Origin of the sequence: Streptomyces sp. NBC_00433, assembly GCA_036015235.1 — a bacterium.
Classification (GTDB): domain Bacteria; phylum Actinomycetota; class Actinomycetes; order Streptomycetales; family Streptomycetaceae; genus Actinacidiphila.
Window position 1 is genome coordinate 3,183,980 of sequence record CP107926.1, and the last position, 14,083, is coordinate 3,198,062.

Sequence of the window (14,083 nt, forward strand, 5' to 3'; positions counted from 1 at the left end):
GGCGCGGGGAACTGCGCGCACAGCCCCCACCGGGCCGCAGGCAAGCAACGCCACAGCAAGTGGCACCCACCCAGGGGCGCGGGGAACTGCGCGCACAGCCACCCACACAGAGCAACTGTGGAATCCGTGACAGCACCCCGCAGGGAGTGGCGGGGAACTGCGCGACAAGCCCCCGCCGGGCTATGGCGTGGTCAGGGAGAGGAGGAGCGGCTTGACCTCCGTGGCTTCGTAGTGGGCGCGCGCACCGCGAGGGTGGGAGCAGAGGAGCACCGGCCCGTCCTGCGGGTCAAGGGGCAGCCGCCCGTGCGTACCGCGCACGGCGGCCGCGCCCGCGTCGAGTCCGATGGCCGTCATCAGATAGCGCAAGCCCAGCTTCTTGCGGGCCAGCGCCACGCCGGCCCGGCGCTTGGCGGCGCCCGGCGCGGCCGGGTCGAAGAACAGCTCGGCCGGGTCGTAGCCGGGCTTGCGGTGGATTTCCACCAGGCGGGCGAAGTCGGGGGCGCGGGCGTCGTCGAGCCAGTAGTAGTAGGTGAACCAGGCGTCGGGTTCGGCGACCAGGACGAGGTCGCCGGCCCGCGGGTGGTCGAGGCCGAACGCCGCCTTCTCCGGCCCGCCGAGCACCTCGGCCACGCCGGGCAGTTCGGCGCAGAGTTTGCGGACCAGGGGGAGGTCGGCCGGGTCGGGCACGTAGACGTGTGCGATCTGGTGGTCGGCGACGGCGAAGGCGCGGGACGTCCAGGGGTCGAGGTATTCCATGCCGGCCTGGGTGTGGACGCGCAGCAGGTTCTCGCGGCGCAGCAGGCGGTTGACGTCGACCGGGCGCTTCGCCTCGGTGATGCCGTATTCGGACAGCGCCACGACGGTGGCACCGCGGTCGCGCGCCAGGTCCAGGAGCGGGCCGAGCACCGCGTCCAGCTCGGCCGCCGCCGCGGCGGCCTGCGGGCCCGAGGGGCCGAATCGCTGGAGGTCGTAGTCGAGGTGCGGGACGTAGACCAGTGTCAGGTCGGGTTCGTGCCGCGCCATGATCTGCTGGGCGGCGGCGCAGATCCATGCCGAGGACGGCAGCCCGGCGCCGGGGCCCCAGTAGCTGAAGAGCGGGAACGTGCCGAGTGCCGAGGTGAGTTCGTCGTGCAGCTCGGGCGGGTCGGTGTAGCAGTCGGGTTCCTTGCGGCCGTCGGCGTGGTAGATCGGGCGGGGGGTGACCGTCCAGTCGGTGTCGGCGCCCATCGCGTACCACCAGCAGATGTTGGCGACCGTGTAGCCGGGGTGCAGGCGGCGGGCGGCGTCCCAGAGCTTGTCGCCGCCCATGAGTCCGTTGTGCTGGCGCCACAGCAGGACTTCGCCGAGGTCGCGGAAATACCAGCCGTTGCCCACGATGCCGTGCTCGCGCGGCATCGCGCCGGTGAGGAGGGTGGCCTGCACCGAGCAGGTGACGGCGGGCAGCACGGGGGTGAGCGCGGCCTGCCAGCCGGTGTCGGCGACGGCGGCGAGGCGCGGCATGTGCCGCAGCAGCCGCGGGGTGAGGCCGACGATGTCGAGGACGACGAGCGGGGTCGGCGGCGGGGTCACCGGGTCATCTCCCTCACGGGTCGGTCGTGCAGGCCCAGGGCGAGCAGTTCGCCGCGGGTGAAGGCCAGTTCGGCCGCGATGCCCTCGGCCAGCTCCGCGGGCCCGGTGGGGCGCCGGTCGGGCGGCAGGACGTTCCAGGTGTACGTCTCCACCTCCAGGTGGTCGCACACGGCCTGCTCGCCGCCGACGAGTTCGGCGAGCGCGGCGCGCAGCACGTCGACGGTGGAGCGCAGCGGCGGCTGCGGGTCGGCGTGCAGCGGCACGTGGTAGTGGACCCGCCAGGGTCCCGGGAGGCCCGCGTCGAGTGCCTCGGGGAGGTCGTCGGCGGCGGGACCGGCGGCCGAGCGGGTCTGGTGCAGGAAGCGCGGCTCGGCGTACGAGCGCAGCGCCGCGGCGGTGGCCGGGTCCTGCGGGTGCTCGGCGGCGAGGGCCGCGGACACCTGGACCTTGACCACGGGCAGGCCGGCCGCCGCCAGCCGGGCGAGCGCGTCGGCGGGTTCCTCCCAGGCGCAGGCCAGATGGGCCAGGTCCAGGCACACCCCGAGGTAGCGGGTGTCGACGCCGGCCAGTCCCGCGGCGACCTGCTCGGTGGTCTCCAGGACGCAGCCGGGTTCCGCCTCGAAGCCGACCCTGACCAGCCGGCCGGTCCGCTCGTGCACGGCGGCGAGCCGGTCGGCGAGTTCGGCGAGCCGCCGCCGCGCCGCGGCCTGGTCCGCGCCGGTCCAGGGGGTGCGCCAGGCGAGCGGCAGGGTGGAGACCGAGCCGCGGGCGGCGTCGTCGGGGAGCAGCCCGGCGAGCACCAGGGCCAGGTCGGCGGTGTAGTCCAGCCGTGCGTCGGTGAGCCAGTCGGGTCGGTAGACGGCGTGCTTCACGACCGGGGCGTGGAAGGCCCGGTAGGGGAAGCCGTTGCAGGTGACGACGTCGAGGCCGCGCAGGTCCAGGTCGTGCCGCAGCCGGGCCACCGCGCGCGGGTTGGCGGCGAGTCGGGCGGCGACGGGGGCGGTCAGCCACAGGCCGACGCCGAGCCGGTCGGCGCCGAGCAGCTTCCTGGCGGGGACCGCGTAGGTGTCCAACTGGGCGATGATCTCGGGGAGTTCCTCGCCCGCGTGCACGTTGGTGCAGTAGCCGAGGTGGACGGTCTGCCCGTCGCGGTGCCGCAGCCGCATCAGCTGCCCCCGCGGGCCAGGGTGTTGCCGGCGAAGGCCGCGGGCTGCTCCTGCGCCGGGGACAGGTCGAGCCGGCCGGACTGGCCGTAGAAGTCGGCGGGATTGCGCCACAGCACCCGGTCCACGTCGTCCTCGGTGAAGCCGGCCGCCAGCATGGCGTGCCCGGTGGCGAGCGTCAGCAGCGGGTCGCTGCGGCCCCAGTCGGCCGCGGAGTTGACGAGGATGCGCTCAGGACCGTACTCGCGCAGCACCGCGGCCATCCGGTCGGGCGACATCTTGGTGCCGGGGTAGATGGAGAAGCCCATCCAGCAGCCGCTGCCGGCCACCGAGCCGACCGTCACCTCGTTGAGGTGGTCCACGACGACATGCGCCGGGTCGATGCCGGACTCCTTGACGACGTCCAGGGTGCGCAGGGTGCCGCGCTGCTTGTCGCGGTGCGGGGTGTGCACCAGCGCGGGCAGTTCGTGCGCCACGGCCAGGGCGAGTTGGGCGGCGAAGACCTCGTCCTCCCGCGGGGTCATGGAGTCGTAGCCGAGTTCGCCCACCGCGACGACGCCGTCCTTGGCCAGGTAGCGGGGCAGCAGGCCGAGCACCTCGCGGCAGCGCGGGTCGTTGGCCTCCTTGGGGTTCAGGCCGATGGCGCAGTGGTGCCGGATGCCGAACTGGGCGGCACGGTAGGGCTCCCAGCCGATCAGCGCGTCGAAGTAGTCGGTGAAGGAGCCGGCGTTGGTGCGCGGCTGGCCGAGCCAGAAGGCCGGTTCGACCAGTGCTCTGACGCCGGCGGCGGCCATCCGCTCGTAGTCGTCGGTGGTCCGTGAGGTCATGTGGATGTGCGGGTCGAAGATGCGCATCAGCCTGCCTTCCCCTCGCGTTCGTCCTGCCGGTCCGCCGTGTCGCCGCCGCGCGGCAGGTCGCCGATGAGCGCCAGCAGGACGTCGGCGTCCTCGGGCATCGACCGTCCCGCGGCGTGCCGCTCGGCGGCCAGGTCGGCGAGCATGCGGCCGAGTTCGCCGTCGGCCCGCCGGTCCAGGTCGGCGACCGCGGTCAGCGGGATGTCCATGAAGACGCACTTGAGCACGGCCTGCCGCCACATCGCGTCGTCGAGGTGGCGGGCGTAGGGCCCGACGGCGGCGGCGACCAGCCGGGTGTCGTTGGTACGGATCGCGTCGTGCAGGATCTCCGCGCAGGCCGCCCCGAGGTCCAGCAGCGGCAGGGCGCGCAGGACGGCACGCTTCTCGTCGGCGCTGCCGTAGCGGTAGAGGGCGTCCACCTGCGCGGCCAGCGCGGGCCCGCGCAGCGGCAGCGCGGTCAGCAGCAGGACGCGGGCCGCGTCGTCCACGGTCCACCCCGCCTTGCCCTCCGGGGAGTCGGACCCGGGCAGCGGCCCGCGTCCGCAGCGGCGGCCCGCCGCGGGGAAGAGCACGCCGACCGCGTCCGGGTCCCGCGCCACCCGGTCCACCGCGTCGGCCAGCCACCCCGGGTCGGCGACCCGCCCTTCGAGCACCTCCGCGAGCTGCCCGCCGGTCATCGCCCGACCTCCTCGGCGCCACGCCGGCCGCCTGCCGCCTGGGCTTGGCGGGGTCCGGCCGAGGCGAGTGCCGCCGCGAGGAAGGCCAGGGACGACCGCGCCACCTCGGGTGCGGCGTGGGAGTGGCGGGGTAGTTCCACCGCGGTCAGGCCGGTGTATCCGGTGGAGGCGAGCGCGGCCAGGGCCGCGGGGAAGTCGACCTCGCCCCGGCCGAATTCCAGGTGCTCGTGGACGTCGCGGACCATGTCGTCGATCTGGACGTTGACCAGGTGCGGGCCCGCCTTGGCGACGCATTCCGCGACCGGCCACGGCTCGATGCAGCGGCAGTGGCCGATGTCGAGGGTGAGGCCGAAGCAGTCGGGGCCGCCGAGCCTGGCGTGCAGGGTGAACCAGTCGTCGATGGTCTGCACGAGCATGCCGGGTTCGGGTTCGAAGCCGAGCCGCACCCCGGCGGCGTCCGCGACGGCCGCGGCCTCGTCGCAGCCCCGTAGGAGCCGGTCCCACGCGGCGGGGGCCGGCAGCGCGGCGGGGCGTATCCCGGCCCAGAAGGAGACGGCCTCGGCCCCCAGGTCGGCGCCGACGCGGATCGCCCGGCGCAGGAAGTCCAGCCGCGGGCCGGGCTCGTCGTCCAGCAGGGTCGGCGCGTGCTTGCGCCACGGGTCGAGCAGGTAGCGGGCGCCGGTCTCGATGACGACGGCGAGCCCGAGCCGGTCGAGCCGGGCCGCCAGCGCGGCCGTCCTGCGGGGCAGGTCGGGGCCGAAGGGGTCGAGGTGCTGGTGGTCCAGGGTCAGCGCGACGCCCTCGTAGCCCAGGTCGGCGATGACGGCGAGCGCGTCTTCGAGGCGGTGGTTGGCGAAGCCGTTGGTGCCGTAGCCGAAGCGGACGCTCACGTCGGGGACACCTTCCTGGCCAGGGCCCGGCCGAGCGGGGCGCATACGGCGACGAGCGCGGCCGGCAGCGGTCCCGCCGACCGGGCGATCAGCGAGCCCTGGAGCGCGGGCAGTCCGGTGATCCCGGCGCCGACCGCGGCCCGGACATGACCCGCGTCCGGCGTGGCGACGGCCCGCGCCTGCGGCGCCCCGTAACCGGCGGCATACCATCCGGCGAGGCCGCGGGCCGGCCACGTCCGCTGCGGCTGGGCGGGCGCGGCCGGGAGCTCGGCGGCGGCGAGCGCGATGCCCGCGGTGCCGGCCAGTGTCGCGGCGGGCAGCAGGCGGCCGCCGCCGGTGACCTCGCGGCGGGACAGGGCGGTCACCGTATAGGTGTGCGCGGCGATAGTGAGCGCGGGCAGCACCGCGGGCCGCCACCTGCCGGGGCGGGTGGTCGCGCCGAGCAGCACGTCGAGCCCGCGGCAGGCGGCCATCGCGGCGGGACCCGCGGGGGTGCCCTTCAGCTTGAGGTCGTACGCCCACACCGCCGCCGTCAGCGGGACCGCCACGGCGAGCGCGCGCGGGCCGCCGGTGAGCCAGGCGAGGGTGAGGCCCGCGGCGCTGAGGCCGGCCGCGACGCCCAGCGCGGCGGCGGCCGGCACGCGGCCGGACGGGATCGGCCGCTCGGGGCGCTCCTTGGCGTCCAACTCGCGGTCGGCCCAGTCGTTGGCGGCCATGCCCGACCAGTACAGGCACACGGCCGACGCGGACAGCCCGACGGTCCTGGCCCCGAGCCCGCCGGCCGCCGCGGCCCCCGCGACGGCGTCGCCGGGCACGGACAGGGCGGCGGGGGCCCTGACCAGCTCGGCGAGGTCCCGCAGCCCGGTCATCGCCCGCCCCCGGACCCGGCGCCCAGCCCGCCCCCGGACCCGGCGCCCAGCCCGGCACCGGACCCGGCACCCGGCGCGCCGCCGGACCCGGCGCTGGAACCCGCACCCAGCCCCGCCACGTACGCCCGCAGCGCGGCCCACTGGGCGTGCAGCGCGTGGTCCACGTCGCCGAGCGGGTCCTTGAAGAAGTAGGCCAGCGCCTCCAGCGGGCCGCTTCGGCCCGCTTCCTGTGCGGCCAGGGTGATCCTGGCCAGGTCGAGCACCAGGGGGGCGGCGAGGGCCGAGTCGCAGCCCTGCCAGGTGAATTGCAGGCACATGCCGGTGCCGAGGAAGCCCTCGAAGGTGATCAGGTCCCAGGCGGTCTTGAAGTCGCCGATGTCGGCCACGTAGTCGATACGGGTGTCGCCGGCGGGCGCGTAGCCGAGGGTCTCGCGCAGCACCCGCTGCTTGCTGACCGACTTGGCGGCGTTCGCGCCCGGGTCCACGAGGTTGGCGCCGTCGCCGCCGCCGAGCAGGTTGACGCCGGACCAGGAGCGGACGGCGAGGTTGCGCATCGCGAACATCGGGGCGAGCACCGACTTCAGCAGCGTCTCGCCGGTCTTGCCGTCGTGTCCGGCGTAGGGCAGGCCGCGCCGGGCGGCGAGTTCGGCCAGCGCGGGCAGCCGGGCCCCGGTGGAGGGGGTGAAGTCGACGTAGGGGCAGTCCGCGGAGAAGGCCGCGTAGGCGTAGAGCGAGCTGGGCGGCAGCACACTGCCCGGCGCGTCCAAAGCTTCGGTGAGGGAGGCGAGTTCGGCGTGGGCGGGGTGCGGCGGGGCGGCGGCCTCGGTGGAGGCGACGTTGACGACGACGACCCGGTCGAGGCGGTGGCGGGCGCGGAATTCGGTGAGGTCGCGGGCGACGGCCGCGGCGGTCAGGCCCTGCGTGGCGCCCTCGGGGGCGTGCCGCAGGTCGGCGTCGACCGCGTCGAGGTCCGCGGCCAGGGCCTGGACCAGCCGGGCCGGCACGACTCCGGCGGCGGCGAGCTGCTCGGCCTTCTTGACCAGCGGGCCGGTGGCCAGGTCGTGGCCGCCGAAGTAGAGGTCGCCGAAGCCGGGCAGGGCAGCGCTGTCGAGTTCGGGGTGGGCGGTCACGCAGCCCACGGGTTCCGTCAGCCCGGCGCGCAGCGCGAGCGCGCCGACCACGCTGGTGGTGGCGACGGATCCGCGGGCGCCGATGAACCAGATGCCAGCACGCACGTTCTTGTCCTCCGATCACGAACACAGCGGGCACAGCGGACACAGCGAACCGATCTGCGGGGCTCCCGTCGCGGGCCGCGGGCCCGAGGGCGCGCCTCCCGCGACGGGGTGACCTGGCGGGCGGGGTCAGCCGATCCTGACGATCTCCCCGTCGTGCGCGGTGACGTCCGAGGCGGTGGTGCAGGCCGGGGCGTCGTCGCAGGCGGGCCACATCATGGTCTTGTTGGCGACGTAGATGGAGCCGTCGCGGCCGGCGAGGAAGCCGGTGGGCGCGAAGAGCTTGCCCGCCGCGAGGACGGTCCGCTCGTTGGTGCGGTGGTTGATCTGGACGACGTCGCCGATCGGGTCGCCGGTCGGCAGGAAGCCGGTGGTGTCGAACTCGGTGACGTAGAAGTCGCCGTTGGCGCCGAAGCCGCAGCCGCTGATGGCGCTGAAGCCGCTCTGCCAGACCGCCAGCTTCCCGTTGTGCGGGTTGTACTTGTAGACCTTGGCCTCGGTGGACGAGCTGGGCTTGCCGGTGATCTCACCGACGTAGACCGAGTCGTCGGGGCCGACGGCGACGCAGGACGGTACGGCGTCGACTCCGGTCGAGGTCTTGGGGATGAACGCGAGGATGTGGACGTTGCCCCGTCGGTCCACCGAGTCGAGGACGTTGGACGCCGCGTCGACGAGGTAGAAGCCGCCGCCGGGCTTGGTGGTCAGCGCGTACGGATTGGACTCGGGATAGCTGGTGCCCTGGTCCTTGTGCGCGTTCGTCCACTCGTAGTCGACGTAGCCGGGGTTCGCGACGGCCTTCACGGAGTGGCCGCTGACCTTGAGCAGGGCGCCGTACTGCGTGACGAGCGCCGCCTTCAGGTCGGCGGGGATCGTGTCCGGGGTCTGCTGCGCGGAGCCGGTCTCCAGGACGTAGAGGTGGCCGTCGGAGTAGGCCAGGCCGTTGGCGCCGACCACCTCCTCCTGGTTGAAGTTCGACGCCAGGCCGTCCACGATCCGCACCGGGGTGCCGGAGGAGACGTCGGCGAGGGACCCGGTGAAGCCGAAGCACCGGGTGGGGAAGCCGGTGCCGACACAGGTCGGCGGTGTCTCGCCGACCTCGGAGACGATGAGGTGTCCGCGCGGCCCCCAGACCAGGCTCCGCGGCGAGTTCAGGCCGCTCGCCACGACGGTGACCGGCGCGTTTCCGGTCAGATGGGCGGGATGGGCGGGACGGGCGGCCGCCTGGGCCTCCTGCCCCGACGGTCCTGCGCCCACGCCGACGAGCGCTGTCGCCGCCGCCACGCCGGCGAACAGCAACCGGCTCGTTTTGAGACGCCACATCTTGGCCTCATCTCCTCCGGGTTCGGATGATCTGGGTGGTCCTGCGGCACGTGGTCCTGCGGCACGTGACCTCCGTGGCCGCGCGTGACCCCGTGCACGCCGAGTCGCGCGGAAAACCCCGTCACCGTGGTGATCGGCCGTTTCCCGCTGCTCCGGGCGCCTCAGCATTGATCAAGCCGCTTGGTCCGCACTGTTGGGCAACTTGGCTCCGACTTGGCGGCGGCCGCAAAGGGGCGGCGGGCCCGGCATAATGCCGGGCCCGCCGATGTCCGTGCGAGAGGGGGAAGCCGTCAGGAGTGCGCCTTTTCGGCCGGTGCCGCGGGCTTGGCCGCGGGCCCGAAGGCGGGCGCGGGCAGCGGGCCGCTGCGCAGCAGGGCGGCGCAGACGACCGCGCCGACCCCGAAGATGGCGGTGCACCACCAGAAGACGGTGCTGTAGCCGTGGATCGTCGCGAGGTGGATCTGCGCGGCGGCGGGTTTGCCGTGCACGTGGCTGCTCAGGTAGTCGCCGGCGGAGCTGGCCGCGATCGTGTTGAGCAGCGCGGTGCCGATCGCGCCGCCGAGCTGCTGCCCGGTGCTGATGGACGCCGAGGCGATGCCCGCGTCGTGCGGCGCGACGCCTGCCGTGCCGGTACGCAGGGCCGCCGCGTAGATCAGGCCCATGCCGAGGCCGATCACCATGGTCGGGCCGAGCAGGGCCCCGGCGTAACCCGAGTCGGGGCCGATCCTGGTCAGCCAGGCCATGCCGCCCGCGTTGAGCAGCATGCCGACGCCGATCAGCGGGCGCGGGCCGACCTTCGGCATCACCATGATGTTGCCGACGTTGGTCGCGACGGCGGTGACCACGACCATCGGCAGCAGGGCGACGCCGGAGGTGATGGCCGAGTAGCCGAGGTCGGTCTGCATGTAGTAGATGAGGAAGAGCAGGACGCCGAAGGCGCCGACGCCGACGATCAGCGCGGTCAGGTAGGCGCCGCCGCGGTTGCGGTCAAGGACGACGCGGGGCGGCAGCAGCGGGTGCGGGGCGCGGGTCTGCCAGAAGGTGAAGATCAGCAGCAGGACGCCGCCGGTCGCCAGGACGCCCCAGGTGGTGGCCGCGTGCCAGCTGTGGGTGGCGGCGTTGGAGAAGCCGTAGACCAGGCAGAACATCCCGGCGGAGGCCACGATCACGCCGGGGACGTCCATCTTGGCGCCGGTCCTGGGCTGCCTGGGCAGCAGCGTGAGGCCGCCGATCAGCGAGAAGGCGGCGAAGACCAGGTTGACGTACATGCACCAGCGCCAGTTGAGGCCGGAGGTCAGCGCGCCGCCGAGCAGCAGGCCGAGGCCGCCGCCGCTGGCCGCGACCGCGCTGAAGACGCCGAAGGCCTTGCCGCGCTCCTTGGGGTCGGTGAAGGTCGTGGACAGCAGCGACAGGGCGGTCGGCGCCAGCAGGGCGGCGAAGACGCCCTGGCAGGCGCGGGCGGCCACCAGCATGCCGAAGCTGTTCGCGGCGCCGCCGACGGCGGAGGAGAGCGCGAAGCCGCTCAGCCCGATGAGGAAGGTCTCCTTGCGGCCGACCAGGTCGGCCAGCCGCCCGCAGAAGAGCAGCAGGCTGCCGAAGCACAGGGCGTAGGCGGTCAGGATCCACTGCTTGTCGGCGTTCGAGAAGTGCAGGGCGTCCTGGGCCGACGGCAGCGCGAGGTTCATCACCGTCACGTCGAGGGTGATCATCAGATAGGCGGTGCATATGACGGTGAGGATCAGCCACCGCCGGGAATCGCCGGCCGCTGACCCGGCCGCCCCCGCACCCGGTCCGGCCGCGGGGGCGGCGCTCCGTGCTGACATGATCGTCTCCTACTCGCAGTTGACGGACAGGCTCCGCTCGTATGACAGACCCCGGCGACAGGATGTGACCGGGCCTTTGCGGGGCGGAACCGGCCGGGTCATTCGGCGGCTTCGTGGTCCAGCAGGTACGAGAGCGCCTGGCCCAGGTCGTCCGCGGGGGTGTCGGCCGCGCCCATGGAGCGCCAGGCCACGTGGTTGTCGGGCCGTACGAGGACGGCGCCCGCGTCGCTGATCTCCCGTACGGCCGCCCAGCCGCCGTCGGTGTCGGCGTAGTCCGCCCCGTCCGCGGAAGTGCCGATGAGGGCGGTGGTGATCGGGATCGCGAACTTCTCCGCGACCTGCGCGGCCGCCTCGCACCAGGGGGCGCCCTCGGGGCCGGTGATGAGGGCGAAGCCGGTCCCGGAGCCCGTCAGGTCGTGGGTCGACAGGCGGCGGCCCCCGTGCTCGATCCAGGCGTGCGCCAGCAGGTGCCCGGGACGGGTGGTGGGGCGGTAGGTGTCGCCCATCGGCGAGCGGGCGGGCGGCGGGGTGCCGTCGGGCAGGACGGCGCCGTCCTCGTAGGCGAAGCCGATCTCCAGGTCGTGCGCCTGGCATTCGGCGCGGTGCGTGGCGAATATCTCCGCCGCCCGCGCCCTGACGACGTCGCCGACCGGTGACGGGTCGAAGTACGAGGTGAAGGCCGACGGCCGGCGCTGCGGCGGGATGTGCGCGCCCAGGCCCACCGCGGCCTCGGTCATCAGCCGGTGGTGGAACCAGGTGGACAGCCCCCACTCGACATTGCGCCGGCCCAGCGGGCGCCGCTCCGCCTCGTAGGTGTCGAGCAGGCTGTCGTGCGCGCGGCCCGAGACGACGGCGGCGAGCTTCCAGGCGAGGTTGTGCACGTCCTGGATGCCGCCGTTCAGGCCGAGGCCGGTGGTGGGCGGCTGGCGGTGCGCGGCGTCGCCGACGATCAGCACCCGGCCGTCGCGGTAGCGGTCGGCGAGCACGCCCTCGACGCTCCAGTGCGACACCTTGTGCAACGTCAGGTCCAGGTCCGGCAGGCCGAGGACCTCGCGGATCCTGGCGGTGACGGCCGGGTGGTCGGCGCGGTCGGCGCCGCCGGGCGCGAAGTGCAGGCCCCACTCCTCGCAGTCCCTGCCCCAGCTGGGGCCCATCTCCAGCAGCGTGCTCGACAGGTCGGGGCGGTAGGGGTTGAGGAACCAGGTGATGATCGTGCCCTCGTGCCACCAGCGCGACAGGTCGGCGGAGAAGTACGCGGTGGTGACGTCGGCCATCGCGGACACGCCCTCCATCCGGACGCCCAGCGCGGGGCCGAGGGTGCGGCCGCCGTCGGCCGCGATGACGTAGCGCGCGACGACCGTGGTGGTCCCGCCGGTCGCGGTGTCGCGGATCTCGGCGACGACGCGGCCGGCGCCGGCGTCCTCGGTGAAGGACACCAGCTCGCTGCCTAATCGCACCCGGCCCGGATTGCGCCGCTCGGCCTGGGCGCGCAGGATCGGTTCGAGGCGCAGCTGCGGCAGCTTGATGGGCAGGACGGGGCCGGCCGCCGCGTAGGTCCCGGTGAGCGCGCCGCCGCCGAAGGCGTCCATCTCGTGGATGACCCGCCGGTCCAGGGGCCCGTCGCCGGTGAGGGTGGTCTGCCAGCGGACCCGGCCGAATTTCTCCGGCGGCGCCGCCCGCTCGACGACCGCCTCGTGGAGGCCGTGCTGGCGGAAGATCTCCATCGTGCGCTGGTTGAGATAGTGCGCCTTCGGCAGCTTCGACGTGTCCGAGTGCCTTTCCACCAGCAGGTGGTCGACCCCGTGGTCGGACAGGAAGACGGACGCGGACAGCCCGCATCCGCCGCCGCCGACGATCAGGACCGGAACCTCGATAGCCGCCATGGTCTGCCTTCCCTCGCATGGCGGCCCGAGCCGAACGGCCCGGGCCGACGTGTCACGGCCGGTGCTGGGGCCTGTCTGACAGATCCCGTCTGGCTCGCGGGATTTGTCAGACAGGCCCCAGGGGCACCCAGCATCGGCCGCGGGAGTTGGGCGGCACTGGTCGGCGGGTTGGCGCCGGCTTGGTGTCGGGAGGGCAGGTCGGCACGGCAGGAGGAACGGTTCGCCGCGGGTGGGAGAGGGGGCTCAGGCCGACTTGGCGATCACCCGCGGATGCGGGCGCCAGTCCAGGGCCGGGGCGTGGTTCAGTATCTCGTTCTCCAGGTGCTGGAGCGCCGGTCTGGGGTCGATGCCCAGCTCCTCCGCCAGCCGCTTCTGGTTGGTCCGCAGCACCCCCAGCGCGTCGGCCTGCCGGCCGGCCCGGTAGAGCGCCAGGCTCAGCAGCTCGCAGCCGTATTCGCGCAAGGGGTGGGCCCGGGTGAAGGCCTCCAGCTCCGCCACCGCCATCTCGTGGGCGCCGACGGCCAGCAGCGCGGCGCAGCGCCCCTCGACCACGGAGAGCCGCAGCTCTTCGAGCCGGGCCACGTCCGGCCGCACATAGGTGGTGTCGGCGACCTCCGCGTAGGCCTGCCCGCGCCACAGGGCGAGGCCCGCCTCGAACTCCCGCACCGCCTGCTGCGGTTCGCCCCAGTCCAGCGCCTGCCAGCCGGCGGTGGCGCGCTCGCTGAAGCGGTGGACGTCGACCTCGACGACCCGGCTGTCCAGCAGGTAGCCGCGGCCGTAGGTCCGTAACACCGACGCCGGGGTCCGCGGGGCGCGGCCGGGTTCGAGCACCCGCCGCAGATTGGCCACATAGGCCTGCAGCGAGGTGATCGCCGACGGCGGCGGCTTCCCGGTCCACAGCTCCTCGACGATCATGTCGACGGCCACCGGCTGGCCCACCTTGCTGACCAGCAGCGCAAGGAGTGCCCGCTGCTTGGGCGCCCCGGGGTCCACCAGGCGGCCGCCGACGACCGCTTCGATCGGGCCGAGCGCCCGGAACTCGGCCATGGGTTGCGGGCTTCTGTCGCTCACCACACGGGGCGGGGGCGCTGGTGTGAGGTCGACGTCCGTCCCGGAACCGAAATGCTCTTTCAAGAACTCGTTGGTGCGCCGCAGCTCCCACACTTCGCGTTCCAGCTCCGCGATGCGGCGCGCGTCCACGCTGCCGGTATCTGAGGACCGCCCGTCATCGGTCTGCGAAGGGCGGCCGCCGGCTAACTCGGCGCCGATGACAGGGGTATTCCCGTGGATTTCCTCGTTCGCCATCCCGAACTCCCAATATCTCACCGCCCGGTCCGGGCGCCCGACCAGGACCGGGTTGCGGCCTGGCAGGCTGCCGGGCACCTCGGCCAGGCAGTATCCGATCACCGAACGCTCCGTACAGCGTGGGCGAACGGTCCACATGAGACGACATTTCAGAGTGCACTCACCACATGCCGGGCAAGCAAGAGGTCACGCATCCCCACATAGGATGCGTGACCTTGGACATGATGTGTCGCCCGATACGGCAACGGTGATTGGAGTTGTGCTGCTTTCTCTATCCAATAACTGCACTTCGCGCCCCCGCTGCGCTAAATCACCCAGTCAACCCCGGAGAGTGTAGCCGCGAAGTGATAGCCAGTCAAGAGTGTCAACAATGCGCGGCAGTGCGCCAAATAGGCACTAATCCGGTGCAATGAAGAATCACTTGCCCGCCCCCCTGCCGGCCGCCCGCCGCGGTGCGGGAGACGGGCCGGAGCAGGAGCCGTGGCACGTACAGTGACA

The 14,083-nt window shown here is 73.5% G+C and carries 11 protein-coding genes; all 11 read right to left on the reverse strand.

Annotated features, from left to right (window positions below; all coding sequences use genetic code 11):
- Positions 1 to 180: 180 nt before the first annotated feature.
- Positions 181 to 1,569 carry an alkaline phosphatase family protein gene (locus tag OG900_13130; protein WUH90943.1) on the reverse strand — a complete coding sequence of 463 codons (1,389 nt, stop codon included), beginning with the start codon at positions 1,567 to 1,569 and terminating at the stop codon, positions 181 to 183.
- On the reverse strand, positions 1,566 to 2,735 hold the full coding sequence (gene eboE, locus OG900_13135) for a metabolite traffic protein EboE (protein ID WUH90944.1): 1,170 nt from the start codon (positions 2,733 to 2,735) through the stop codon (positions 1,566 to 1,568). Before eboE ends, OG900_13130 begins: the two co-directional genes overlap by 4 nt.
- Positions 2,735 to 3,586 (reverse strand): TatD family hydrolase, encoded by an 852-nt coding sequence (locus tag OG900_13140; GenBank protein WUH90945.1) that lies wholly within the window; start codon positions 3,584 to 3,586, stop codon positions 2,735 to 2,737. Before OG900_13140 ends, eboE begins: the two co-directional genes overlap by 1 nt.
- The gene (locus OG900_13145; GenBank protein ID WUH90946.1) at positions 3,586 to 4,263 is read right to left on the reverse strand and encodes an EboA domain-containing protein; all 678 of its coding nucleotides are present in this window, start codon (positions 4,261 to 4,263) and stop codon (positions 3,586 to 3,588) included. The genes OG900_13140 and OG900_13145 overlap by 1 nt, the downstream gene beginning before the upstream one ends.
- The gene (locus tag OG900_13150) at positions 4,260 to 5,198 is read right to left on the reverse strand and encodes a sugar phosphate isomerase/epimerase (GenBank protein WUH90947.1); all 939 of its coding nucleotides are present in this window, start codon (positions 5,196 to 5,198) and stop codon (positions 4,260 to 4,262) included. The genes OG900_13145 and OG900_13150 overlap by 4 nt, the downstream gene beginning before the upstream one ends.
- Positions 5,150 to 6,022, reverse strand: coding sequence for a UbiA family prenyltransferase (locus OG900_13155; GenBank protein ID WUH90948.1), 873 nt, complete (start codon positions 6,020 to 6,022; stop codon positions 5,150 to 5,152). The genes OG900_13150 and OG900_13155 overlap by 49 nt, the downstream gene beginning before the upstream one ends.
- Positions 6,019 to 7,257 (reverse strand): inositol-3-phosphate synthase, encoded by a 1,239-nt coding sequence (locus OG900_13160; GenBank protein WUH90949.1) that lies wholly within the window; start codon positions 7,255 to 7,257, stop codon positions 6,019 to 6,021. The genes OG900_13155 and OG900_13160 overlap by 4 nt, the downstream gene beginning before the upstream one ends.
- A gap of 126 nt (positions 7,258 to 7,383) precedes the next feature.
- Positions 7,384 to 8,574 (reverse strand): ScyD/ScyE family protein, encoded by a 1,191-nt coding sequence (locus tag OG900_13165; GenBank protein ID WUH90950.1) that lies wholly within the window; start codon positions 8,572 to 8,574, stop codon positions 7,384 to 7,386.
- A 290-nt stretch (positions 8,575 to 8,864) separates the two neighbouring features.
- Complete coding sequence (locus tag OG900_13170) at positions 8,865 to 10,397, reverse strand: MFS transporter (GenBank protein ID WUH90951.1); 1,533 nt, start codon at positions 10,395 to 10,397, stop codon at positions 8,865 to 8,867.
- Between the two features lie 98 nt (positions 10,398 to 10,495).
- Positions 10,496 to 12,280: an FAD-dependent monooxygenase gene (locus tag OG900_13175; protein ID WUH90952.1), complete on the reverse strand. Its 1,785-nt coding sequence runs from the start codon at positions 12,278 to 12,280 to the stop codon at positions 10,496 to 10,498.
- Positions 12,281 to 12,523: 243 nt separating this feature from the next.
- Positions 12,524 to 13,687, reverse strand: coding sequence for an AfsR/SARP family transcriptional regulator (locus OG900_13180; protein ID WUH90953.1), 1,164 nt, complete (start codon positions 13,685 to 13,687; stop codon positions 12,524 to 12,526).
- Between the last annotated feature and the right edge of the window lie 396 nt (positions 13,688 to 14,083).

Bases quoted from the DNA above. Each gene is read 5' to 3' on its own strand.
- eboE (WUH90944.1), bottom strand. From the start codon at position 2,735: ATGCGGCTGCGGCACCGCGACGGGCAGACCGTCCACCTCGGCTACTGC.
- OG900_13140 (WUH90945.1), bottom strand. From the start codon at position 3,586: ATGCGCATCTTCGACCCGCACATCCACATGACCTCACGGACCACCGAC.
- OG900_13145 (WUH90946.1), bottom strand. From the start codon at position 4,263: ATGACCGGCGGGCAGCTCGCGGAGGTGCTCGAAGGGCGGGTCGCCGAC.
- OG900_13150 (WUH90947.1), bottom strand. From the start codon at position 5,198: ATGCGCCCCGCTCGGCCGGGCCCTGGCCAGGAAGGTGTCCCCGACGTG.
- OG900_13155 (WUH90948.1), bottom strand. From the start codon at position 6,022: ATGACCGGGCTGCGGGACCTCGCCGAGCTGGTCAGGGCCCCCGCCGCC.
- OG900_13165 (WUH90950.1), bottom strand. From the start codon at position 8,574: ATGTGGCGTCTCAAAACGAGCCGGTTGCTGTTCGCCGGCGTGGCGGCG.
- OG900_13170 (WUH90951.1), bottom strand. From the start codon at position 10,397: ATGTCAGCACGGAGCGCCGCCCCCGCGGCCGGACCGGGTGCGGGGGCG.
- OG900_13175 (WUH90952.1), bottom strand. From the start codon at position 12,280: ATGGCGGCTATCGAGGTTCCGGTCCTGATCGTCGGCGGCGGCGGATGC.